The sequence below is a fragment of the Cupriavidus sp. 96C5-1 genome (genome assembly GCF_057798855.1).
The window spans coordinates 18,148-41,365 of the sequence record NZ_JBYOJU010000057.1; the positions used below are offsets into that span (position 1 = coordinate 18,148).

The following is a 23,218-nucleotide window of genomic DNA, read 5'->3' on the forward strand; positions in this document are numbered from 1 at the left end:
CTCCTTGCGGTTGAAGGCCGATGCTGCACGACAACGAAACTATCCAGCAGCCCGGCCCTTGGTCTGATCATCAGTATGTGTTCGGCGCTCACGCGAAAAATCGTACGTTTGGCTGCGGAGTGCGAGTGTCGAGATTGCGGTCGCGGTGCAAATGGTCGTAGATGTCCACTGCGCAGCCGATCGTCCGGCCGGACAGGAAGACCGTGAAGGCCGCGCTCTCGGGCGCCTGGTTGGCGCAGTCGCCCGCCCGATATCGCGCCCGCAGCCATACATGCACGCTTCGGACGATCCCCCCTCTTACTGCGTCCGCAACAGCGTGCGACAGAATGCGGGGAATACGTTGTACTCGCCCCGGTCGTCGAAAAGCTTGCCAACGAACGCCGCGCGAGGGTCGTGATTCATGCGCGGCGGCAGGCGCCGCCTGCCGGCCCCAACGCAGGCTCAGCCGGGCACAGCGATGCGCTTCGCCACGGCGTCGGCAAACTCCAGCGTGGAGGCCGTGCCCTTGAGGTCGCCGGTTTTCACCTGATCCAGGTTGAGCGTCTGCTCGATGGCCTGGCGCAGCCGTGAGGCCATGTCCTGGCGGCCAACGTGCTCGAGCATCAGGCCGGCGGCGAGCATCAGCGAAATCGGGTTGGCGATGCCCTTGCCCGCGATATCGGGAGCCGAGCCGTGCACCGCTTCGAAGATCGCCGCATGCTCGCCGATATTGGCGCCCGGCGCCATGCCCAGCCCGCCCACCAGACCGGCGATCTGGTCCGACAGAATGTCACCGAACAGATTGGTACAGAGCAGCATGTCGAACTGCCAGGGGTTCAGCACCAGCTGCATGGCGCAGGCGTCGACGATGCGGTCGTCCATGATCACGCGATCGGCGTAGTCCTTGGCCACCTCACGCGCGGCATCGAGGAAGATGCCGGTCAGGGCCTTGAGGATATTGGCTTTATGTACCACCGTGATCTTCTTGCGCCCGTTCCTGACGGCATACTCGAAGGCGAAGCGGGCAATGCGCCGGCACGCGTCGCGCGTGTTGGTGCCGGTGGACACCGCCACCGCATGCGGGTCGTCGCCGACCGGAATGTAGTAGTCATGCGCGACGTAGAAGCCGCCCACGTTCTCGCGCACCAGCACCAAGTCAATATTCTCGAAGCGTCCCGGCACCAGCGTGCGGGCCGGCCGCACATTCGCATAGAGATTGAATGCCTCGCGCAGGCGCACATTGACCGAGCGAAAGCCGCCGCCCACCGGCGTGGTCAGTGGTCCCTTGAGGGCGAGGCCGGTGCGGCGGATGCTGTCCAGCGTCTCTTCCGGCATGGGGTCACCGCTGTGCTCAATGCCGGCCATGCCCGCCTGCCGGACATCCCAGGCAAAGGGGGCGCCAAGCGCGTCCAGCACTCGGACGGTGGCCTTCACCACTTCCGGTCCGATGCCATCGCCGGGGATCAGGGTGACGGGGATCTTTTCGCTTGCACCGTATTCCATCTGTTTTCCTATCACGATGTGAGAGACCGCACCGGCAAGCCATGTGGCGTACGCGATCCTTGGCAACAGCGCGAGCCGTGGCAGTCTCCTTGACGTTTGTCGATTGGCCTGTTGGCTTTCTGCTTCCGGAATTTCTGGCTGATCCAGCCAACCACGGGCCAGATTCTACGAAGGGAAGGCTGTCAACTACCTGTCAATGCGGCTGCTGCGTCCTAGGGGTTTACGCGTGGCCAATTTGGCCAGCCGCATACCCGGCTTTCGGCTGCCCGTGCTCTTCGTCATGTCATGCTTTCCAGTCATGATCAGGCTTCACCGGAACTCGATGCGGCCGAAGTCGGTAGGATTCTCCCAGTCCCGGGAAATCGAGCATGGGTCGATCAGCCCAGGGTCTGTTCACAATTGTGGGCTGCATAGCGCCGGCTTATGTCCGGGCAATCGCTCCTTGTCCGCGGGTGGCTGGGCTCTTCTTTGCGATACGTTGCGCTCATGTAGACTCGTGCGAGTTCAATGGAGCACACAAAATGCAACTTCTTGACCACGTGTCTATCGGCGTCCCCGATATTCAGCTAGCGCGTCTCTTTTACGATGCCATCATGACCGCTCTGGGCGCATGCAAGGTCTATGACCGGCCCACCGCACTCGGCTATGGCGAGCGTTGCAATGAGAGCGACACCGAATCAACTTTTCTTGCGGTATATCTGGATCCCGCTGAAGTCGGGACGAGCAAACGGCACTGGTGCTTCAAGGCCATTTCCCGTGAGCATGTAGATGCATTTTTCCACGCCGGACTGTCAGCGGGCGGGCAGTCTGAGGGCGATCCTGGATTGAGGCCGCATTACCATCGTGACTACTACGCGGCCTTTCTAATTGACCCCGCTGGCAATCGGGTCGAGGCCGTCTGTCATGCTGCTCCGTCAGAGAGCAAGTTCTCATGACCTTTCCGATCGTCGATTGACAGCTTGCGGCATTGTCTTGTGCTGCTCATATCGAACGCATCCGAGTCGTAGCCTTTGTCGGCGATGACCGCTCCCGTTCGCAGGTGTTCGACCAGTCCGTCCGCACACGAAATATCGGCGACCTGCCCCTCGGTGACGAGCAGTCGCAAGGGGCGCCCAGTTTCGTCGACGGCCAGATGCAGCTTGGTGCTCAGTCCGCCTCGCGAACGCCCGAGCGCTTGTGGACCGCTTTTTTTCGAGCCCCGGCCGAATGCCGGTGCGCGCGCACGATGGTCGAGCCGATCAGTATCCGCTTGATCCCGGTCTGGTCGGCCACCGCGTGGGCCACACGTTCCCAGGCCTCCTTTGCGCCGCCATCTGGAGAAGCGCATGTACGCGGTATGCCAGCGTCCGAAATCCTTCTGCAAGTCGCGCCACGGGTAACCGATAGAACATCGTGACGTTGTATGAGGGGTTCGCGGGAAGCTACCCGCCCGCCATCCATGCCGGAGATTCGCTGCAGCCCGAGTGCTTCGAATCGTTCTTTTGCAAGGAAATCCAAATATTCAATTGATTTTATCTTCCTTCGGGAGGCCGGGTTCGATCGGTAGGATGAACGTCATCGCCGATCGTCCGGCGTGGGCATAGCGGCCGCGCCGGATGATGGGATAAACGTCTTCCATACAAATTGCATCGCGAGGGAATATGAGATTTTTTCTGATTTCTTATTACAGGAACAGGAATATTGCCGTTTTGAGATGATGATCGTTCTTTCAAAGGTCTCAAAATCATTCGATTCGTCCAGCGGGCGCGTCGTCGCCGTCGATAACGTCGACCTTGCCGTAGCGGCTGGACAGATCTACGGCATCGTTGGCTACAGCGGGGCAGGCAAGAGCACCCTGATCCGCCTCCTGAATGGACTGGAGACCCCGACTTCCGGCTCCATCGTGGTCGCCGGCAAGGATATCGCCAAGGCGAGCGGCGCGGCATTGCGCCAGGCGCGGCGCGGTATCGGCATGGTGTTCCAGCACTTCAACCTGCTGTGGTCCCGCACCGTAAGCGAGAACATTGCATTCTCGATGCGGATCGCCGGCGTGGCGAAGTCACGTATCACGGAGCGCGTTGCCGAACTGGTCAGCCTGGTCGGCTTGCAAGGCCGGGAGGATGCTTATCCGGCCCAGTTGAGTGGAGGCCAGAAGCAGCGCGTCGGCATTGCGCGCGCGCTCGCCAACAGCCCGGCTGTCCTGTTGTGCGACGAGGCCACCTCGGCCCTGGATCCGCAAACCACGGACGCCATTCTCGATCTGCTGCTGGATATCAACCGCAGGCTCAATCTGACCATCGTGCTGATTACTCATGAAATGCATGTGGTGCGCAAAATCTGCCACCGCGTCGCGGTCATGGAGAATGGCCGCGTGGTCGAGGAGGGGCCGGTCCTGGACGTCTTCGCCAGGCCTGTGCAAGCGATTACCCAGCGCTTTGCCGGCCAGGTGTCCGATGTCGCGGGCGGGGAGGATACGTTCGATCCATCGCTGGCCTCACACCTCCCCGGCGCGATCGTCAAGCTGACATTGGCCGGGGGCCAGACCCGCCAGGCCGTGATTTCCGAAGCGATCCAGCGCTACGGTGCTGCTATCAGCTTCCTGCACGGAAAGATAACGCAGACGCGTAGCGGGGCCTTCGGTGAACTCTACCTCCGCGTGGAGAGCGGGCCGCAGCAGCTGGAAGACCTGCTGAAGCTGATCGGGGAGCGCGATATCGCAGCGGAGGTGATCCGGCATGCTTGAAGCCCTGTTCCCGCACCTGCAGCCAGGGCAACTGCTGGATGCTGCCTGCGAGACGCTCTATATGACCGCCCTGGCCGGGCTTGCAACCTTCCTGCTGGGATTGGTGCTCGGGGTCATCCTCTTCCTGACCGCCAGGGGGCAGTTGCTGGAGAGCCGCCCGGTGTATGCGCTCATCTCGGTTCTCGTCAATGTCTTCCGCTCGGTTCCCTTCATCATCCTGATCGTACTGCTGATCCCGTTCACCAAGTCGTTGATCGGCACCATCCTGGGAGCGGATGCAGCGCTGCCGGCCCTGATTGTCGGTGCCGCCCCGTTCTACGCCAGGCTGGTCGAGATCGGCCTGCGCGAAGTGGACAAGGGCGTGATCGAAGCCGCGCGTTCGATGGGAGCGAATACCTCCACCATCATTCTCCGGGTATTGCTGCCGGAGTCTTCGCCGGCACTGATTTCCGGCATCACCGTCACCCTGATCGCGCTGGTGAGCTATACGGCGATGGCGGGGGCCATCGGTGCCGGCGGGCTCGGAAACCTGGCCTATCTGGAAGGCTTTCAGCGCAACCACAACGATGTGACGCTGGTGGCAACGCTGGTGATCCTGGCCATCGTCTTCTCGGTCCAGTTCATCGGCGACATGCTTACCTCGATACTCGACAAACGATAACTTCAAAGGAAAAACATAATGAAGAAGCAAATCCTGATGCTGGCCCTGGTATCGGCAGCCGCGCTTGGCCTGGCCTCTTTCTCCGCCACCGCCAAGGATATCCAGCTGGTGGTCGGCGCCTCGAATGTGCCGCATGCCGAGATACTGGAGCAGGCCAGGCCAATCCTGGCGAAAGAAGGGATCGATCTGAAGATCCGGCGCTTCCAGGACTACATCCTGCCCAACACCGCGTTGGCCAGCGGCGATATCGAAGCCAACTACTTTCAACATGTGCCCTATCTGAGAAGCGTGCTCAAGGACCATGCCGATGACAAGAGCTATGCCTTCGTCAGCGCGGGCGCGATCCATATCGAGCCGATCGGAATCTACTCGAAGAAATACAAGAGCCTGAAGGACCTGCCGAAGAACGGCAGGATCATCATGCGCGATGCGCAGGCGGAGGAGGGCCGTATTCTCGCCATCTTCGAAAGAGAGGGCGTCATCAAGCTGAAGCCGGGCGTGAACAAGGTGGACGCGCGCATTGCCGACGTGGTGGATAACCCGAGGAACCTGAAATTCCTGGCCAACGTGGAGGGGCCGCTGTTGCCGCAGATGTTCAATAACGGGGAGGGCGACGCGGTCGTGATCAACGCCAACTATGCCATCGACGCCGGCCTGAACCCGACCAAGGACCCGATTGCCGTGGAAAGCGGCGAGAACAACCCCTATGCCAACATCATCACGGTACAGAAGCGCGATCTGAACAAGCCCGAGATCAAGGCCCTGGTCAGCGCGCTGCATTCCAGGGAGGTGCAGGATTTCATCCGCAGGAAGTATAAGGGCGCGGTGATTCCGGTCGGCCAGTAAGCCAGTAAGCCAGTCAACCATGCGCCGGGCGGTGCCGCTGCTGGCCGGCGAGCCGATGTGCTCATCGCTCGCCGGGGTCACCCGAGCGGATGCAGTCCCTCCCATGCCGCCATGAGCAGCCCGTCTTAGGAAATGCGTTTTTATTCGTTCTCAATCCGCCGGCGTCATTTCATAGTGGAGGCGTGATGGCTATAGGCGGTTGCCGTCAGCCACAAACCGTGCATCCGGCAGGGGCCGGCGACGGGCCGGCCAGGCTCAGCCACAGGCGCGGACAACATGCTGCAAGGAGAGCGTTTCATGACGACTGCATTGGAAGACAAGATCAAGCATCCCGTGCTGGAAGCCGCGCGCGGCGTAGCACGTTCCTCGGGCCTGCCATATGCCGGCCGCGTGACGCCGCAGCAGGCCTATGCGCTGGTCAGTGCCGGCGATGCGGTACTGGTCGACGTGCGCACCGTGGAAGAGCGCAAGTTCGTGGGCTATGTGCCCGACACGCTGCACGTGCCCTGGGCTACCGGCACCAGCCTGACCCGCAACCCGCGCTTCGTGCGCGAGCTGGAAGCCAGGGCCGGCAGGGAGGCGGTGCTGCTGCTGCTGTGCCGCAGCGGCAACCGTTCCGCGCTGGCCGCGGAAGCCGCAACCAAGGCCGGGCTGCAGCATGTGTTCAACGTGCTGGAAGGGTTCGAGGGCGAGATCGACGAGCGCCGGCGGCGCGGCCAGAACGGCGGCTGGCGCTTTCATGACCTGCCCTGGATCCAGGACTAGGTGCGGCGCGCGCAACCGATAGCGGATACGCACAAAAAAGAACAAACCGCGAGAGCCAGCGCGGCCAACGCGGCCAACACAAGAATGGGGAGTGTCACTATGGCTGACTTCGGGATCGGCGGGATCGTGCTCGCCTTGCAGCAGGTGCGCCAGCAGTGGCGGGAAGGCCAGCAGCGCTTGCTGGAGCCGGGCGGGCGCGACCTGCCCTCGCGCGATGCGCTGGCGCAGGTGGTGGCTACGCTCAAAGGCGTGCTGTTCCCCATGCGGCTGGGGCCGCCCGATCTGCGCCAGGAGAGCGAGAACCTCTATATCGCCCATTCGCTCGATGCGGCGCTGCACGGGCTGCTGGCCCAGGCCCGGCTGGAACTGCACTATGCCGCGCGCCACGCCGAGCGCGACGAGGCCGCGCTGCGGGCCCGGCCGCTGGCGGTGGTGCGGGAGTTCGCTGCCGAGTTGCCGCGTATCCGCGGGCTGCTCGACAGCGATGTCCTGGCCGCTTTCCATGGCGATCCCGCCGCGGGCAGCGTGGACGAGGTACTGCTGTGCTATCCCGGCATCCTGGCGATGATCCACCACCGTATCGCCCATGCGCTCTACGGCCTTGGCCTGCCGCTGCTGGCGCGCATCGTGGCCGAGCTGGCGCATGCCGAGACCGGCATCGATATCCATCCCGGCGCGCGCATCGGCGCAGGCTTCTTTATCGATCACGGCACCGGCGTGGTGATCGGCGAAACCACCATCATCGGCGAGCGCGTGCGCCTGTACCAGGCGGTCACGCTTGGCGCCAAGCGCTTCCCGCGCGATGCCACGGGGCAGTTGGAGAAGGGGTTGCTGCGGCATCCCATCGTCGAGGACGATGTGGTGATCTATGCCGGCGCCACCATCCTGGGGCGGGTCACGCTGGGCCGTGGCGCCGTGATCGGCGGCAATGTCTGGGTGACGCAGGACGTGGCACCCGGCGCCCATGTCACGCAGGCCGTGTCGCGCAACGAGACCGCGCCGGCGCCGCCCGCGGACAGGCGCCAGGCCATCGAGGCGACCCTGTCATGACCGACCTCGTGCGAACCCTGGGCGCCGCCGTGCGCCAGCTGCGCGAGGCGCATTGCTGGTCGCAGGAAGCGCTGGCGGAGCATGCGGGACTCAACCGCTCGTATATCGGCGAGATCGAGCGCGGCAGCGCGATTGCCTCGATCGTCACGGTGGAGAAGCTGGCCGGGGCGCTGGGCGTACCGATCTCCTGGCTGTTGCGGGCCGGCGGCGCGCCGGCATCGCCGCGCGATGCCGGGACCGTCGGTACACGGCCGTAGCACCTTCCCGCGGCCTTCCCGCAGCTTTGCCGCAGATCCCTGCGCATTGCCGTCTATAGCATGTTGAACGGTCCGGGCCGCCTCCCGATAATCGCCGCGGTAATAACGATTCCTGTTTTTCTCATATAGCTAACGGAGCAGCACATGTCGGTAACTGTGAGCGGCCAGACGGCGCTCGGCGATAACGCAGCACGGCAACTAGCCAATGCCACCAAGACCATTCCCCAGCTTGCCACCATCACGCCGCGCTGGCTGACGCATTTCCTGCAGTGGGTGCCGGTGGAAGCCGGCATCTACCGGCTGAACAAGGTGCAGGACCCGGAATCGGTCAAGGTGGCCTGCACCCAGCGCGACGACGAAGGCAAGCTGCCCCGCACCTTCGTCAACTATGAAGAGCAGCCGCGCGAGTATTTCCTGAATGCCGTCAGCACCGTGCTGGATGTGCATACCCGCGTGTCGGACCTGTACAGCAGCCCGCACGATCAGATCAAGGAGCAGCTCCGTCTCACCATCGAGACCATCAAGGAGCATCAGGAAGGCGAACTGATCAACAACCCGGACTACGGCCTGCTGGCCAACGTGGCCGACGAGCAGCGCATCTTCCCGCTGACCGGCGCGCCCACGCCGGACGACCTGGACGAGTTGCTGAGCAAGGTGTGGAAGGAGCCCGCCTTCTTCCTGGCCCACCCGCTGGCGATCGCCGCCTTCGGCCGCGAATGCACGCGCCGTGGCGTGCCGCCGCCGACGGTCAGCCTGTTCGGCTCGCAGTTCCTCACCTGGCGCGGCATCCCGCTGATCCCGTCGGACAAGGTGCCGGTGGCCGACGGCAAGAGCAAGATCCTGCTGCTGCGCGTGGGCGACAAGCGCCAGGGCGTGGTCGGCCTGTTCCAGCCGGGCGTGGCGGGCGAGCAGGGCCCGGGCCTGTCGGTGCGCTTCATGGGCATCAACGACCAGGCCATCGCCTCGTACCTGATCTCGCTGTACTGCTCGCTGGCCGTGCATGCGCCGGATGCGCTGGCGGTTCTCGATGACGTGGAGATCGGCAAGTACCATGACTATCCTGACACCTACAAGTAATCCGGTGCCGGCCAACCCCTCGGCAGCGCTGCCGGGCGCCCCCGCGCTGCCGCCCGGCCTGCCCGATCCGGCCGCGCTGGCGCGCCTGGCGGGGCTGTTCTTGTCGGCGCTGCCGGGGACGTCGCCGGCAGCCGCGCAGTCGCTGCCGGTGGTGAACAATCCGGCGCCGCCGGGTACGCCGGTGGCGGGCCCTGGCGGCACCGGCACCGGCGTACCCGGAGCGGCGATCCCGCAGGGCCATGTGCCCGGCGCCAATCTGCTGCCGGCCGCGCCCACGCACGTGCTGTCGCTGCCCAATCGGGCGCCCGCGCTGCGGCCCACCGCCGTGGCGCAGAATGGCCTGCCCGATACGGTCGCCACGGTGGCGCCCGCGCTGGAGAGCCGCTTCGGCGGCCAGGCGCTGGGTGTGCCGCACGCGGCGGCGCCTTCGCCCCACACGCCGGCTGCGCCTGCCTACTACTTCCTGGAGGGTGCGGGCCGCGACCTGCACGGCGGCCCGGCGGGACTGCGCGAGATCGCCACGTTCGGGGATCCGCTCTCGCTGCAGTTGCCGCAGCAGGGGCCGGGGGCGTACGGCCACGGCCACGCGGGCCCGGAAGCGCTGCCGTGGGCATTGTCTCCGGCACGGGTGCCATTCGACGTCAACGCCATCCGGCGCGATTTCCCGATCCTGCAGGAGCGGGTCAATGGCCGCCAACTGGTGTGGTTCGACAATGCCGCCACCACCCACAAGCCGCAGTCGGTGATCGACCGGATCTCGTACTTCTATGCGCACGAGAACTCCAACATCCACCGCGCCGCCCATGCTCTGGCCGGGCGCGCCACGGATGCCTACGAGGCCGCGCGCAGCAAGGTGCAGCGTTTTATCGGCGCCGCCTCGCCCGACGAGATCATCTTCGTGCGCGGCACCACCGAGGCCATCAACCTGATCGCCAAGACCTGGGGCGCGCAGAACGTGGGCGAGGGCGACGAGATCATCGTCTCGCACCTGGAGCACCACGCCAATATCGTGCCGTGGCAGCAGCTTGCCGCGCAGACCGGGGCGAAGCTGCGGGTCATTCCGGTGGACGATGCCGGGCAGGTGCTGCTGGATGAATACCGCCGGCTGCTCAACGACCGCACCCGGATCGTCGCGGTGACCCAGGTCTCGAACGCGCTGGGCACCGTGGTGCCGGTCAAGGAGATCGTCGACCTGGCCCACCGGGCCGGCGCCCGCGCGCTGGTGGACGGCGCACAGTCGGTCTCGCATATGCGGGTGGACGTGCAGGCGATCGATGCCGACTTCTTCGTGTTCTCGGGCCACAAGGTATTCGGGCCCACCGGCATCGGCGTGGTCTACGGCAAGCGCGAGCTGCTGGAGGACATGCCGCCCTGGCAGGGCGGTGGCAATATGATTGCCGACGTGACCTTCGAGCGCACGGTGTTCCAGCCGCCGCCCAACCGCTTCGAAGCCGGCACCGGCAATATTGCCGATGCGGTAGGGCTGGGCGCCGCGCTGGACTACGTGGAGCGGGTGGGCATGGAGAACATCGCGCGCTACGAGCACGACCTGCTGGCGTACGCGACCCACCTGTTGCAGCCCATTCCGGGTGTGCGGCTGGTCGGCACGGCGCGCGACAAGGCCAGTGTGCTGTCCTTCGTGCTCAAGGGCTATGAAACCGGGGAAGTCGGCCGTGCGCTCAACGAGGAAGGCATCGCGGTGCGCTCGGGGCATCACTGCGCCCAGCCCATTCTGCGGCGCTTCGGGGTGGAGGCCACGGTGAGGCCGTCGCTGGCCTTCTACAACACCACGGACGAGGTGGACCAGCTGATTTCGGTGGTCAGGCGGCTTTCCGGGCGACGCTAGGTGGGAAACGCGGGGTGCAAAGGCAAAGATACCCGCACAAATGGGGCATGAATTGGCACGCGCCCTGCGTTTTCTCCTAAAATCCGCTATCTTCTCACCTTGATCGGCGCGCCTTCCTGCCTTCGGACCGGAGCCGCCTTGTTGAACGCAACCGGCAAGCTATCGCCCAGCCACTGGCATCAGGCCCACCGTCGCCGGCGCTATACAGCGCGTTTCGCGCTTTTTTATGAGCAATCTCAACCAGCAAGCCATCCTCTCCGTCCATCACTGGACCGACACGCTCTTCAGCTTCACCTGCACCCGCGACCCCGGCTTCCGTTTCGAAAACGGCCAGTTCGCCATGGTTGGCCTGGAAGTGAATGGCCGTCCACTCCTGCGTGCCTACAGCATCGCCAGCGCCAACTACGAGGAAACGCTCGAGTTCTTCAGCATCAAGGTGCCTGACGGCCCGCTGACTTCCCGCCTGCAGCACTTGAAGGAAGGCGACCAGATCTTCGTTGGCAAGAAGCCCACCGGCACGCTGCTGGTCGACAACCTGCTGCCGGGCAAGACCCTGTGGCTGCTGGCGACCGGTACCGGCCTGGCCCCGTTCCTGTCGATCATCCGCGACCCGGAAGTGTATGAGCGCTATGACAAGGTCGTGCTGACCCACACCTGTCGCTATGTCGAGGAACTGGCCTACCGCGAGCTGATCTCGGAGCACCTGCCGCAGCACGAGCACCTGGGCGACCTGATCCGTGAAAAGCTGGTTTATTTCCCCACCGTCACCCGCGAGGAGTTCGATAACAAGGGCCGCATCACCGACCTGATCGCCTCTGGCGAATTGTTCGAGCGCCTGGACGTGGCACCGTTCTCGCTGGAGAACGACCGCATCATGCTGTGCGGCAGCCCGGATATGCTCAAGGACATCCGCGCCATGTTGACCGAGCAGGCGTTCACGGAAGGCAATATGAGCGAGCCAGGGCATTTTGTGCTTGAAAAGGCATTTGTAGGCTGAGTGCCGCACGGGCCTGCTACCTTCGGGACCCGGCCAGGCCCGCTTGAAAGCCCGGTTGTGCCGCAGTCCCGCGCGCTTGGCAAGGCGCACGGCCGCGGCGCCATGCCGGCCTTCCGCATGCCTGCGAACGGCTCCGCCCAGGAGCCGTTTTGTGTTTCTGGCCTTCCGAGGCCTTCCGGTTTTTTCCCGCCTTTCTAGTCCTGCTGACGGGACATCACCCAGACATAGAGACCGAAGCTGGCCAGGAACACGCCGGCCAGATGCGCCCACGCCGGCGCCGTGCCAAGCGCCAGCCAGAGCCCGGCCGTGCCGGCGATGGCCCCTGCCAACCCTTTCCATCGTCCGGCCTGCGATAGCCGCCTGTGGGCGCCGTCGGGCCTGGTGCCGCTTCCCAAACCTGCGCCCGGCTCCGGCAGCGTAAGCGCTGAAAGCACATCGGTTTCGCCGAAGCCGCGCGTTGCCTGCGCTGCCTGGCCGGCATCGATGGCCGGGGTGATGAAGTGCTCGGGGTGGTTCATGCTGCGCCGGCGCCGCCATGGCGCTTTTTTATGGTCCGGCCCCAGCTTAGAGCGGGCGCCACGCCGCGCGAACGAAGAAAATCCGCTATCGATATGCGGTGGGCGAGGCGTGCCGGCAGCGGCCGGCGCGGGCCGCCCGTGCCGGTATCAGGCCCGCTGCAAGGCTGCCCGCAGCGCTTCGCCCAGGCGCGCCAGCGGGCGCGACAGCCGGCTCGCCGGCGTGTGATGCACCAGCCAGGCCGTGACGCGCGGCGTGAAATCCTCGGCTTCGACGACCCGCAGCGCGTCCCGCCATGCGCTGTGGGCCAGCGCGGAAGGCGTCGCCAGCCCGATGCCGAGCCCGCGCGCCACCAGCGAAAGCCGCAGTTCCGTGCTGTGCGCTTCGATGCCGATGCGCAAGGGTAGCCGCTGCGCGCTCAGGCGCTGGCGGATGGCGCTGCGGAAGCCGCAGCCGTCCTGGTTGAGGATCCACGGGTAGGCGGCCAGATCGCGCAGGGCGGCGGCCGGTGGCAGGGCCAGGTCCCTGGCCGCCACCAGCAGGATGTCCTGCATGCCCAGATCCTCCGCTTCCAGGCCATCAGGCGGGGCCGTGCCTTCGGGCAGGCAGAAGGCCGCCGCATCGATCTCGCCGCGGCGGCATTGCTCGGCCATGGCCGCCGGCCACCCGGTGGTGATGCGCTGGACCAGGGCGGGGAACTCGCGGTGGAGCTGGTCGATCGGCTCGGCCAGCGCGATCTCCGAGAGGTAGGGCGTGATGCCAAGGCGGAATTCGCCGCCCACCTCGGCGTCGGCCGAGAGGCCGGCGCGCAGGTCGTCGATGGCGCGTAACACCCGGCGGCCGTGCGCGTAGGTTTCGCGCCCGGCGGTGGTGGGCCGCAAAGGCTTGGACTGGCGGTCGAGCAGCACCGTGCCCAGCAGTTCCTCCAGGCTCTGTATGCGGCGGGTGATGCCGGGCTGGGTAAGGTGCAGGCGCGATGCGGCGCCGACGATGGAGCCCGTTTCCACGACGGCCAGGAAGGCCTCCAGGTCATGCAGGTTCATACTCATCTCGCATATTAACCATGATGCATATTCAATGGATAGATTATATTTCCTACGCATATAATCGCCAATCCCGAGCTTGCCGGTGCGCGGTGCCCGCCGCGCCAGCCGCATCCCTACAAGGAGTTGGCGCATGACAACACTGGTGAACGCCACCATTCCCCGCACCCTCGATCGCCTGGTCGAGCGCTTCAGCGCCAGCCCGGCAACCCGTATCGAGGCGTGGCTGTTCGAGGACGAAGCGGCACGCCGCACGGCCGAGCGCCGGCTTGCCGCGGCCGGCACGCAGGCGCGGCTGCGCAGCGCCTATAAGCCGTTGCTGCATTTCTTCCTTGAGGAGGTGGCGGCGGCGCGGCCCCGGCGCGTGGCGATCCGCACGCCGGCCGGGGATGCACGGCGCTTCCGCCTGGAAGCCTATCCACTGGCCGGCCTGCTGGCCGACACCGAACTGGTGTTCACGGCGGGCGACGAACCACTGCACGGCTATGTCGAGATCGATGGCGAGGCGCAGCGCGTCTTCGTGCCGCATCGCGCCGACGGTTCCATCTGCGGCTGGCTGCGGGTCTGGCAGGACGGGCAATGGATCGAGGACGGGCCCCTGCAGACCGATTTCGAGGCCGCTTACGCCGTGGCGATGGATGCGGTGCGCGCCCACACCTGGTCCAGGGCAACACCGTATTTCGATACGCTGGAGATCGACATTGCCACCGGCGGCATCGAGCGCCGCCTGCCTTACCTTGACGAGTGCATCAGCACCCGCGAAGCGCTGCACGAGGACCTTTACTTCTCGGTGCTCGCCTTCTTCCAGCGCCGCGCGGGCGTGCCGGATGGCGACCGTACCCTGCAGCCGGGCCAGATCGTGCCGCGCCTGCGCGCCGCCGAGGGGCCCACGCAGGTGCGCGTGGCGCTGCTGTCCCATCCCGCCGTCACGCCGGAAAGTGGCCGGGCGCCCGCGCTGGAGAGCCTGGACCGCCCGCTTGCACCCGGCGAGGTGGAGCGGGAAATGGAGGCCCTGGCCGTGGCTGGCAGTACGCGTTTCGGCGTGCCGACCGCGCAGGGGCGGCAGGTGCTGGGCCTCCATGTGGCAGGCGCCTTGCCCGGACTGGTGGTGACAGGCGGGCAGCATGCCAACGAGACTTCCGGGGTGGTCGGCGCGCTGCGCGCGGCCCGGGCGCTGGCGCAGCGCGCCGGCGCGCACTTCGCGGTGATCGCCTCGGAAAATCCCGATGGCTCGGCACTGCATCTGGCCCTGCGCGAGGACAATCCGCGCCATATGCTGCACGCCGCGCGCTACTCGGCGCTGGGCGACGATCTCGAAGCCCGCGCCGCGCCGCCATACGGCGAGAAGGCGGCCCGCCTGGAGGCCATCGAGCGCACCGGCGCCCGCCTGCACCTGAGCCTCCACGGCTACCCGGCGCATGAATGGACGCGTCCGCTCAACGGTTATATCCCGCAAGGCTTCGAGCAGTGGACCATCCCGAAGGGCTTCTTCCTCATCCTGCGCCACCATGCCGGCCTCAATGGCATGGCCTTCCTGCAGGCGCTCACGGCCGAACTGGCCAGCGATCCCAAGCTCGCCGCATTCAACGCGCGCTGCCTGGCGACCTGGCACGCGCACTATGGCGAGATGCCGCTACCGGTGCTGCATGGCATTCCGTGCATGGTGATGGAAGACCATCGCTCCACGGTGCCGTTCACGCTGGTACCGGAGTTCCCCGACCAGACCGTCTATGGGGATGCCTTCCGGCTGGCGCACACCACGCAGATGCGCACCGTGCTGGCGGCGGCGGAGCTTTATTGGCGAGGGTTGCTGGATGGGGAGGCCGTTCTGGCCTGACCAGAACCGGTCTGGATCGGCGGCCAGTGCTACATCGGCCAACTGGTCGACTGGTCGACTGGTTCGGCGGCTATTCCGCCAAAGACGGATTGTTCGCGCAACTCTGGCTGGGCAAGCCGGAGGAGGACGGGCAGGCGCAAATTCCGTGCGCGGTATCCGCACCGCCGTCGCGGGCGGGGCCGAGATCTCGACCGGCAGGGTGGAAGGCGGCAACGGCATGTAGCAACCTGAAGCCACCCGCGCGCCAGCGGGAAGCGGGGTGCAGGCATGGCGCGGCCGCAGCGCCATGCAGAGCCGTGCCCGGGGGGTGGCATACATGTGATGTATAGTATGCTTCGCGGCTCGCCCGGAAGACCTGGATCGAGAAACCCTGCGTTTGAATGAATAGAGAGAGATTAGAGAGAGATGAAAAAGAAGATTTCAGCATTCCTGATGGCTGCAAGCATGATCGCGCTCTCCGCTCCGGCGCATGCACAAGCAGACCCGGCTGCGCTCAAGGGAATGTATGACATGTCCCGCAACGTCGCCGGCCTCACCAGCTACTGTGTGGGAAAGGGCTTCCTGAAGGAGGATAGCGTCAGGAACGCCAGGAAGATGGTGGGTCTGATCGCCGCGATCCCGGGCGTAGACACAAGCGGGGGCGACGCCAGCGAGGCCATAGGTCTGCGCGGTAAGGTGCAGATGGCTGACGGCAAGGAAGAAGGGATTGAAAGCAGCAAGCTTGGCGCCAAGCAGTGGTGCAAGGAAGCGGCACAAGGCGTGTCGAACGGCTTGAAGAGCGCTGCCGCCGGCTAGTCGCGCTGCCGCGGAATATAGCCCTGCGCTGTCCGAACCGGCGCCATCGGCAAGATGGCGCCGGTTCCGTGCCAGCCGCGCCGCACCGGCATACCGTTGAACCGGTCCACGATGTCCCCCGATGAAGGCGGCGTTTTGGCATGGGCAGGCGTGACGGGCAGGGAGGCCGGCGCGATCGGTGCATGGCGTGTGGCGGACGGCGGCAGGTTTAACCGCTGCGGCGGGCTGCCCTGCAAATCCGCATATCGACCCTCGTTCTTATTCCTTAAGGATCGGACCGGCGCGGCGTATGTTCATGTCTTGTCAGTGCGGTGCCGGGCTTGATGGCACCGCAGCCTTCGCAAAACCAGGCACAAACCAGGGACAGGAGCCTACGATGAGCGTCGAGATCATTGGCATGATCCAGAGCCAGAAACAGTCGGAGATCCATCCGGCCAGCGGACCGGTGGTGGATCGCGACTATGTGCGCGTCTTTGCGCAAGCGCATGAGAACGCCGGTTTCGACCGCGTGCTGGTGCCGCATCACTCCACCGGCCCGTCGGCCACGCTCACCATCTCCTATGCGGCCGCGGTGACGGAGCGCGTGCATTTCATGCTGGCCCATCGCCCGGGTTTTACCGCGCCGACGCTGGCGGCCAGGCAGATCGCCTCGCTCGACCAGTTCAGCGGTGGCCGGCTTGGCGTGCACTTCATCTCCGGCGGTTCGGACCCGGAGCAGCAGCGCGACGGCGATTTCCTTGGGCACGATGATCGCTACGGGCGCACCGACGAGTACCTGGGCATCCTGCGCCGTATCTGGACCGAGGAAAAACCGTTCGATCACGAAGGCAGGCACTACCGTTTCAGGCAGGGTTTTTCCGAGGTCAAACCCGTGCAGCAGCCGCATGTGCCGATCTTCTTCGGCGGTGCGTCGGAGGCGGCGATCGATGTGGCCGGCCGCCACGCCGATGTCTATGCGCTGTGGGGCGAATCGCTCGAGCAGGTGCGCGACATCACCACGCGCGTGCGCGCCGAAGCGGCCCGGAACGGCCGGCAGGTGCGCTTCTCGGTCTCGTTCCGGCCGATCCTGGCCGAAACGGAAACGCAGGCGTGGGCGCGCGCGGACGGCATCCTGGCGCAGACGCGCCGCCTGCGCGATGCCGCTGGCCTGGGGCAGGGCGGACCCCAGCAAAGCGAAGGCGCGCGCCGCCTGCTGGCCGCCGCCGAGCAGGGGCCGCGTGTGGACAAGCGCCTCTGGACGGAACTCGCCAGGCTGACCGGCGCGCGCTCCAACTCCACCGCGCTGGTGGGCACGCCGGAGCAGGTGGCCGATGCGCTGCTGGATTACTACGATCTCGGCGTGACCACCTTCCTGATCCGCGGCTTCGATCCGCTGGAAGATGCCGTGGACTATGGCCGCGAGCTGATCCCGCGCGTGCGGGCGCTGGTGGCGCAGCGCGAAGCGGCGGCGGGTGCCGGCCGCAAGGCAGCCTGAAGGGGATGGCGAGCGGCAATATGACGGCATCCCGAAGACGATTCCTGCGCTTCGGCGCGGCGGCGGCGGCAGGCGCGGCCTTGCCGCTCTGCGTTTCCGCGCAGGGCCGCCCCGTGCTCAGGGCCGGCGACCAGAAGGGCGGCCTGCGTGCCTTGCTGGAAAGCGCGGGCGAGCTGAAGGGGCTCGCCTACGACATCCAGTGGACCGAGTTTCCCGCCGCCGCGCCGCTGGCCGAGGCGCTCAACGCGGGGGCGGTGGACTCGGGCCCCATCGGCGACGCGCCGGCCATCTTTGCGCTGGCAGCCGGCACGCCCATCAAGATCATCGGCGCCAACCGCTCGGACCCGTTCGGCACGGCCGTGCTGGTGCGGGCGAATTCGCCCCTCAGGACGGCGGCCGATCTGCGCGGCAGGAACATCGGCACGAATCGCGGGTCGATCGGCCATTTCGTCGCGCTGAAGGCGCTGGAGTCGGCCGGCCTCAAGCCGGAGGACGCCAGCCTGCGCTTCCTGCCGCCGGCGGACGCCAAGCTTGCGCTGGTCAATGGCTCCATCGATGCGTGGGCCACCTGGGAGCCCTATACGGCGCTGGCGGAAACCAGCGGGCATGCCCGTGTCCTGGTCAGCGGCCGGGGCCTGTGGTCCGGGCTCAGCTATCTCGCGGCGACGGACAGCGCGCTGGCCGCCAGGCGCGAGCTGCTGGGCGATTTCCTTCAACGCGTGGTGCGCGCGCAGGTCTGGTCGTACCAGCATGTGGACAGCTTCTCGGCGGCGCTGGCGCGCATCATCGGCATTCCGCCGGAGGCGGCCCGGCTGCAGTTCGAGCGGCGCCGCACGCAATGGCGCAATATCGACGCGCAGGTGATCGCCGAGCAGCAGCGTACGGCGGATTTTTACCTGAAGGCCGGGCTGCTCAAGCAGCGGCTGGATGTGCGGACCACGTTCGATACGCGCTTTCCGCTGGCCGCATAGCGCAGCACGCCACGCGCCCGGCAATCCGCCTGGATGCTTAGTGCAGCGGCGGGGCGAGGTCGGACCCGGTCAAGCTCACGACTCGGTTGCGGCCACCGCGCTTGGCCTCGTACAGCGCCGCGTCCGCATGCCCATATGCCTGATCGAAACCCGTTCCGCGCGGGCTCCAGCTGACGCCGAAACTGGCCGTGATCTGCATGCCGGGGGGCACGGCGAACGCATGGCCCGCAATATGCAGCCGCATGCGTTCCGCCAGGCCTACCGCGGCGTCGAGCGAAAGCCCGGGCACCAGTGCCGCGAACTCCTCGCCGCCGACCCGGCCGATCATCCCGGCGTCCTGCACCGTCCGCTCCAGGCAGCCGACGACGCCACGGATCACGGTGTCGCCGACCGGGTGGCCGAGCGTATCGTTGACCCGCTTGAAGTGGTCGATATCGAGCACGATCAGGGCGAGGCTGCCGCCGGCGAGGATGATGCCAGCCTGCTCGATGATCGCACCGCGATTCAGCGCGCCGGTCAGGGTGTCGCGCGTGGCGCGGAACTCCAGCTCGCGCGCCAGTTCCTGCAGGCGATGGTTGAGCCGGTTCATCTCCAGCTCTTCCCGGTCGCTGCGCCGTATCAGTCGGCGCGTCTCGCGCATCAGCCGCTCGTAATAGGCAATCAGCTGGCCGAGCGTGTCGCGGTACGCTTCGCTGCCGGCATGGGGATTGCCGAATACTGCCTTGGCGCCAGCCAGGACGCTGTTTTCCGAATCGAAAAGGTCGGGCTCGGTCATCCGCGGGTCAGCTCGCCGTGGTGGCGTGGTCGAAGAATTCGATGGCCGGGAAATCGGCGTGCAGTTCCTGGCCGAACTCCAGGATCGTATCGTCGTCCACGTCGTGATACCAATGCAGGATCACCCGGTTGCCCTTGTCGGCCGCATCGTTCATGGCGTCGAACATGCTGAACAGCACCTTGGTGCTGGAGCTGTTGAAATACGTCAGCGCGACGTGGACCGTGACCTCGGCGCCTTCGCAGGCGGCCAGGTAGCGGCGCAGGCGGACGATCACATCGCCATAGAACGCGGCGGCGTTTTCCGGATAGGACTCGCCCTTGAGCGACAGCGTATGCTGCCCGAAATCGAAGCTCACCTCGGGCGATGTCGGTGTGGCGGCAATGAACAGGTTTTCCATTACTTTCCCTTTTTCATCCCGTTCAGATCGTGGCGGTGAGGTGGAACATCGTCGACACCGGATCGGTGTCGATAGGCTGGAAGCTGTATTCGAGCGGGGCGCTGGCGTCGCGCGCCACCGTCAGGAAACCCAGGCCGGCACCCTTGCTGCCCTCCGGCGCTTCGGCACGCATGGTTTCCTTGTAGGCCTGCTTGATCTGTTCCAGCGTCATGGTGCGCAATGGCTCCAGCGCGGCGCGAAGCTGACCGACCCTGGCGATCGCCACCGGATTGGAGCACATCAGCCGGTAGCGGTCGTCGAGCATGCTGATGCAGACCGAGCCGTGCCGCAACTGATTGGTGTCCTGGGTTGGCGGCGTGAGCGCGTCGGACGAGTAGTGCACGATATTCTGCGCCATCTCGACAAACGAGGAGAACAGCTTGCGCCGGGTCGTGCCATCGACGCCGGTGATCGTCAGCTGCAGCCGGACCGCGTCGGACATCGCCGCGATAATGTTTTGGGAGAAATATCCGACGTAGTAGAAGATCACGTTGCGTTCACGGGCCATATCGAAGAATGCCCCATATTCGTTGTCAATCGAAGTACCGTTCATATCAGGGCTATTGGACGCGAAAGCAGAAGAAGGTGAGATCGTCACGTCGGCGATGATGGCCTTGCCAGGCACGGTACCGGTCCAGCACGGCCTGGTTGAGTTGCGCGGCGCTGGCATGCCGGTTGGCGCGGATCGCCTCGCGGATGCGGCGCTTGCCAAAGGCGATTTCCCGGGGGCCGCCGATCTGGTCGATCAGCCCATCGGTGGTCACGAACACCACGCTGTCCGGCTGTGTCTGGACGAGGCGGTTCTGCCAGGCGAAATCCATGTCGGTGTCGACATAGCCGACCCCCATGCGTTCGCCGTCCACCATTTCCCCTTCTTCGTCGCCGGGATGGAGCACGAACAGGGCGCTCTTGGCGCCGGCGAAGGAGAGTCGGCGGCTGGCGTTGTCGTACCAGAAGAACGCGGCATCCATGCCGTCGTTCGATTCGGGCGCACCGTCATGGGCTTCCGTCTGCCCCAGCATCTGCTTGATGCCGCGGTTGACCGCCATCAATAGTGCGCCGGGATCGCGCGGACCCCGCTGCTCGATGGCCTGGATCAGGATGGACGAGGAAATCAGCGTCATGAACGCGCCCGGCACGCCGTGGCCGGTGCAATCGGCCAGCGCGGCGAACCAGCCGTCGTCGAAGGCGGCAAAGTGATAAAAGTCGCCGCCGACCACATCGCGCGGCTCCCACACCAGGCCCGCATCGCCAAGGGTGCGGGCGAGCGCCTCGCGCGAGGGGCGCAGCATCGAGCGCTGGATGGTGCTGGCATAGTCGATGCTGTGCATGATCTGCCGGTTCTTCTCGGCCTGCATGTCGGCGACCGCGCGCATCAGCTGCAAGCCATGCCCGATGCCGAGGAAGCGGCCGTCCTGCGCGACGATGAAGCCGTCGGCGAGCGCTTTTTCGCCGTATTCGACGGCCTTGAACGTCAGGGCCTCGATGCTCATCCCGGCATCGACCACCAGCGGCTCCTTGTCCATGAAGGCGATGCAACTCTTGCGGTCGTAGAGCTCGCGATGATAGGGCTTGCTCATCTGCGACATGAAGATCGCACGGTTGATCAGGCCGATCGGCCTGTCATCCTCGGTCACCGGCAGGCTGGCGAGATCCCGGTGCTTGCCGAACACATCCAGGACTTCCTGGTTGTTGTGCCCGGTGGTCACCGATGGCGTGGCAACGCACAGATCCTCGGCACAGGGCTGCCGGAAGCGGGAGCGAGCCACATGGGAGTCAACCGGGACGTCAGACATCGCCAGGCCATTCGGATTATTGGGAAGGCGCCGATTGTATGTCGCTTACATGTCGCTTATGTGACACTTGATCAAGGCCGGGCGGCCCGGGCCGATCAATCGGCCGGCGCGGTAGCGTCCTTGAGGGCGCCCGCATCGTATTCGCGCATGGCGTCGGCGGCGCGGCCCTTGCCCAGCACGCGGAAGCTGGCCGGATCGGCGCCGTCGATCGCCACCAGGCTGATGTAGCCGACGATGTAGGCGTGCTTGCGGTCGCGCGCGAAGTCGTGGTCCAGGAATTCGAGGGTGGGCAGGTGGACGCGCCTGGCCGATACCGGGCGGCGGCCGAAGAAAAGCTGGTCGCCGGCCAGCAGGAAGCCCGGATGGGGCACCTGCAGGGTGTCATGCGGCACGCCAACCTTGAGCGGCTTGCCGTCGCAGAACAACTGGTCCGCGTCCCAGGCATAGCAACCTTCGAGCCGCAGCGCCTGCGGGGCCACGCCTTTCTTCACCGTGCCCAGATAGAACGCGCGGCCGGCGTCGCGGGCCCAGCCGCCACGCAGCACCGTGAAGGCGGCGGGATCGACCTTGCGCAGGGCCTGCGGCGTTTCATAGTGGTTCGGCACAAAAAACACGGTGACGCCGTCGCTGACATAGTGCTCGTCGAGTTGCCGCAGTCCGGTGATCGGTTGCGTGGAGAGCGGGATCAGTTCGCAGTGGCCCTCGCCGCAACTGTACAGCCAGTGAATGCCGCGGGCATCGCCGCAGAACACGCCGGGAAGGCCGTGGACCAGCCGCAGTTCGTGCACGGCGAAGCTGTCCGGGTCGAGCCCGGTCAGGCGGTGGCCGCCGTACTCGACTTCCCGTGGGCGCGCGGCCGGCGCCTGCAGGCGGTGCCACCAGTAGTCCTGCAGCGCCGGAAGGGCGGTGAAGAAATCCCGCCATCGCTCTGCCTCGCCGTTGTCGATCACGGTCTGGCGCTTGCCGTGGTCGATGGGACCGATCCTGTCGGTCATCTGAAGCGGGCCGTCGCCGTTGGGCGCCACCACAAAGCTGGCCCGGTCAGCCTCGATGCGGCGGCCATGATAGTAGACGTGGCTGGCATCGGCGATATAGCTCCCGTCGAAGCCCACCACGGTGGCGCCGTCGGCGCCGGCGATGCGCTTGCCGTTGAGGTAGGCCGCCTCATGGTCCACCGCGTAGTAGGCATGCACGCATTCCACGGGTTCCAGGGGGCCGTTCTCAGGCCATCGCCACCCCTGGTAGGCCAGCGGGCGGAAGGCCAGCGGGCTGCGGGTGCGGATGGTCTTGCCAGTGATGTAGTAGGCCTGGCGGGCATCGCGGGCGTAACGCTCGTTGAGGACCTCGAAGGTGGCCAGGTCGGGGTCTTCGATACGGTAGAAATAGTAGTAGACGGAGCCGCTGCCCTGCTGCGCCTGCACGATGACGTGCTCGCCATCGGTGAACCAGCGCCCGGCGACGCAGCGGAATGCCCGGGGATGCGCGACGGGCAGGGGGCTGCCGTCCTTGGCCCAGAGCGGCCGGCCGTGCCAGAGCACGGTATCGCCGTCGATGCAGTACGAGGGATGGTTGGTGGGCTGTAGCTTGGCTGGCATCGGAAGACCTTGGGGCCGGGTGGAGCAAGGTCGACATGTTAAACCGTCGATCCGGGTTGGCAAGGGCGGGCAACTGGTTGCAGTCGGGTTCTAACCGCAATTAACCGCCAGGAATGCAACCCAACCGCGAAGACGTGCCGGCCGCTTGCGGCCCGCACGCCAGACAGGCACGATGTGCACGGTAGACATGCCCGCTGCGTATATTGCGCCGGTACCGCGCCGCACCGGGTTACCTGGCTCCCACCTGGCTCCCATATCCCAGGCCTTTATCTGCCGC

23 protein-coding genes are annotated in these 23,218 nt (G+C 65.8%); 14 read left to right on the plus strand and 9 right to left on the minus strand.

Going from position 1 to position 23,218, the window contains the following annotated elements; genetic code table 11:
• Window positions 1–441: 441 nt before the first annotated feature.
• Complete coding sequence (locus AC3FOF_RS39045) at window positions 442–1,482, minus strand: isocitrate/isopropylmalate dehydrogenase family protein (RefSeq protein WP_488729663.1); 1,041 nt, start codon at window positions 1,480–1,482, stop codon at window positions 442–444.
• Window positions 1,483–2,003: 521 nt separating this feature from the next.
• On the opposite strand from AC3FOF_RS39045, the gene AC3FOF_RS39050 reads away from it, so the two are divergent.
• Window positions 2,004–2,417, plus strand: a complete 414-nt coding sequence (locus AC3FOF_RS39050; RefSeq protein WP_017228234.1) for a VOC family protein — start codon at window positions 2,004–2,006, stop codon at window positions 2,415–2,417.
• Here AC3FOF_RS39050 and AC3FOF_RS39055 read toward each other — a convergent pair.
• Window positions 2,384–2,809 carry a transposase gene (locus AC3FOF_RS39055; RefSeq protein WP_488729682.1) on the minus strand — a complete coding sequence of 142 codons (426 nt, stop codon included), beginning with the start codon at window positions 2,807–2,809 and terminating at the stop codon, window positions 2,384–2,386. The two genes, AC3FOF_RS39050 and AC3FOF_RS39055, sit on opposite strands and share 34 nt — an antisense overlap.
• 246 nt (window positions 2,810–3,055) lie before the next feature.
• Here AC3FOF_RS39055 and AC3FOF_RS39060 point away from each other — a divergent pair, with 246 nt between their 5' ends.
• The 9 genes from AC3FOF_RS39060 to AC3FOF_RS39100 all read left to right on the plus strand — a co-directional run bounded on the left by AC3FOF_RS39060 (window position 3,056) and on the right by AC3FOF_RS39100 (window position 11,703).
• On the plus strand, window positions 3,056–4,204 hold the full coding sequence (locus AC3FOF_RS39060) for a methionine ABC transporter ATP-binding protein (protein ID WP_488729664.1): 1,149 nt from the start codon (window positions 3,056–3,058) through the stop codon (window positions 4,202–4,204).
• On the plus strand, window positions 4,197–4,865 hold the full coding sequence (locus AC3FOF_RS39065; RefSeq protein ID WP_488729665.1) for a methionine ABC transporter permease: 669 nt from the start codon (window positions 4,197–4,199) through the stop codon (window positions 4,863–4,865). Before AC3FOF_RS39060 ends, AC3FOF_RS39065 begins: the two co-directional genes overlap by 8 nt.
• An 18-nt stretch (window positions 4,866–4,883) precedes the next feature.
• The gene (locus AC3FOF_RS39070) at window positions 4,884–5,711 is read left to right on the plus strand and encodes a MetQ/NlpA family ABC transporter substrate-binding protein (protein WP_488729666.1); all 828 of its coding nucleotides are present in this window, start codon (window positions 4,884–4,886) and stop codon (window positions 5,709–5,711) included.
• Between the two features lie 297 nt (window positions 5,712–6,008).
• The gene (locus AC3FOF_RS39075; RefSeq protein ID WP_488729667.1) at window positions 6,009–6,476 is read left to right on the plus strand and encodes a rhodanese-like domain-containing protein; all 468 of its coding nucleotides are present in this window, start codon (window positions 6,009–6,011) and stop codon (window positions 6,474–6,476) included.
• A gap of 99 nt (window positions 6,477–6,575) precedes the next feature.
• Window positions 6,576–7,526, plus strand: coding sequence for a serine O-acetyltransferase EpsC (gene epsC, locus AC3FOF_RS39080; protein WP_276263677.1), 951 nt, complete (start codon window positions 6,576–6,578; stop codon window positions 7,524–7,526).
• On the plus strand, window positions 7,523–7,783 hold the full coding sequence (locus AC3FOF_RS39085; RefSeq protein WP_017228242.1) for a helix-turn-helix domain-containing protein: 261 nt from the start codon (window positions 7,523–7,525) through the stop codon (window positions 7,781–7,783). Before epsC ends, AC3FOF_RS39085 begins: the two co-directional genes overlap by 4 nt.
• Window positions 7,784–7,927: 144 nt before the next feature.
• The gene (locus AC3FOF_RS39090) at window positions 7,928–8,860 is read left to right on the plus strand and encodes a family 2A encapsulin nanocompartment shell protein (RefSeq protein WP_017228243.1); all 933 of its coding nucleotides are present in this window, start codon (window positions 7,928–7,930) and stop codon (window positions 8,858–8,860) included.
• Window positions 8,835–10,706, plus strand: coding sequence for a family 2A encapsulin nanocompartment cargo protein cysteine desulfurase (locus AC3FOF_RS39095; RefSeq protein WP_488729668.1), 1,872 nt, complete (start codon window positions 8,835–8,837; stop codon window positions 10,704–10,706). The genes AC3FOF_RS39090 and AC3FOF_RS39095 overlap by 26 nt, the downstream gene beginning before the upstream one ends.
• A gap of 226 nt (window positions 10,707–10,932) precedes the next feature.
• Entirely contained in the window at window positions 10,933–11,703 is a 771-nt protein-coding gene (locus AC3FOF_RS39100; RefSeq protein ID WP_017225833.1) for a ferredoxin--NADP reductase, read from the plus strand.
• A 194-nt stretch (window positions 11,704–11,897) separates the two neighbouring features.
• On the opposite strand, the gene AC3FOF_RS39105 is transcribed toward AC3FOF_RS39100, so the two are convergent.
• The gene (locus AC3FOF_RS39105) at window positions 11,898–12,221 is read right to left on the minus strand and encodes a hypothetical protein (protein WP_488729669.1); all 324 of its coding nucleotides are present in this window, start codon (window positions 12,219–12,221) and stop codon (window positions 11,898–11,900) included.
• Window positions 12,222–12,368: 147 nt separating this feature from the next.
• Complete coding sequence (locus AC3FOF_RS39110) at window positions 12,369–13,262, minus strand: LysR family transcriptional regulator (RefSeq protein ID WP_276263673.1); 894 nt, start codon at window positions 13,260–13,262, stop codon at window positions 12,369–12,371.
• A 133-nt stretch (window positions 13,263–13,395) separates the two neighbouring features.
• On the opposite strand from AC3FOF_RS39110, the gene AC3FOF_RS39115 reads away from it, so the two are divergent.
• The 4 genes from AC3FOF_RS39115 to AC3FOF_RS39130 all read left to right on the plus strand — a co-directional run bounded on the left by AC3FOF_RS39115 (window position 13,396) and on the right by AC3FOF_RS39130 (window position 18,339).
• Window positions 13,396–15,099 carry a hypothetical protein gene (locus tag AC3FOF_RS39115; RefSeq protein WP_488729670.1) on the plus strand — a complete coding sequence of 568 codons (1,704 nt, stop codon included), beginning with the start codon at window positions 13,396–13,398 and terminating at the stop codon, window positions 15,097–15,099.
• Window positions 15,100–15,504: 405 nt separating this feature from the next.
• Window positions 15,505–15,894 carry a hypothetical protein gene (locus AC3FOF_RS39120; RefSeq protein ID WP_488729671.1) on the plus strand — a complete coding sequence of 130 codons (390 nt, stop codon included), beginning with the start codon at window positions 15,505–15,507 and terminating at the stop codon, window positions 15,892–15,894.
• Between the two features lie 376 nt (window positions 15,895–16,270).
• On the plus strand, window positions 16,271–17,368 hold the full coding sequence (locus AC3FOF_RS39125) for an LLM class flavin-dependent oxidoreductase (RefSeq protein ID WP_488729672.1): 1,098 nt from the start codon (window positions 16,271–16,273) through the stop codon (window positions 17,366–17,368).
• A 20-nt stretch (window positions 17,369–17,388) separates the two neighbouring features.
• Complete coding sequence (locus tag AC3FOF_RS39130; protein ID WP_488729673.1) at window positions 17,389–18,339, plus strand: ABC transporter substrate-binding protein; 951 nt, start codon at window positions 17,389–17,391, stop codon at window positions 18,337–18,339.
• A gap of 37 nt (window positions 18,340–18,376) precedes the next feature.
• Here the strand turns inward: AC3FOF_RS39130 and AC3FOF_RS39135 are convergent, their stop codons facing one another.
• From AC3FOF_RS39135 to AC3FOF_RS39155, 5 genes are all read right to left on the minus strand, one after another.
• A complete protein-coding gene (locus tag AC3FOF_RS39135; RefSeq protein ID WP_276263668.1) occupies window positions 18,377–19,114 on the minus strand; it encodes a GGDEF domain-containing protein in 738 nt (245 codons plus the stop codon).
• A 7-nt stretch (window positions 19,115–19,121) separates the two neighbouring features.
• Window positions 19,122–19,511 carry a DUF1987 domain-containing protein gene (locus AC3FOF_RS39140; RefSeq protein WP_017225811.1) on the minus strand — a complete coding sequence of 130 codons (390 nt, stop codon included), beginning with the start codon at window positions 19,509–19,511 and terminating at the stop codon, window positions 19,122–19,124.
• 22 nt (window positions 19,512–19,533) lie between these two features.
• Entirely contained in the window at window positions 19,534–20,103 is a 570-nt protein-coding gene (locus AC3FOF_RS39145; protein WP_017225810.1) for a SiaB family protein kinase, read from the minus strand.
• A 7-nt stretch (window positions 20,104–20,110) separates the two neighbouring features.
• Window positions 20,111–21,346 carry a SpoIIE family protein phosphatase gene (locus AC3FOF_RS39150; protein WP_035809313.1) on the minus strand — a complete coding sequence of 412 codons (1,236 nt, stop codon included), beginning with the start codon at window positions 21,344–21,346 and terminating at the stop codon, window positions 20,111–20,113.
• Window positions 21,347–21,441: 95 nt separating this feature from the next.
• Window positions 21,442–22,941: a hypothetical protein gene (locus tag AC3FOF_RS39155; RefSeq protein WP_488729674.1), complete on the minus strand. Its 1,500-nt coding sequence runs from the start codon at window positions 22,939–22,941 to the stop codon at window positions 21,442–21,444.
• Between the last annotated feature and the right edge of the window lie 277 nt (window positions 22,942–23,218).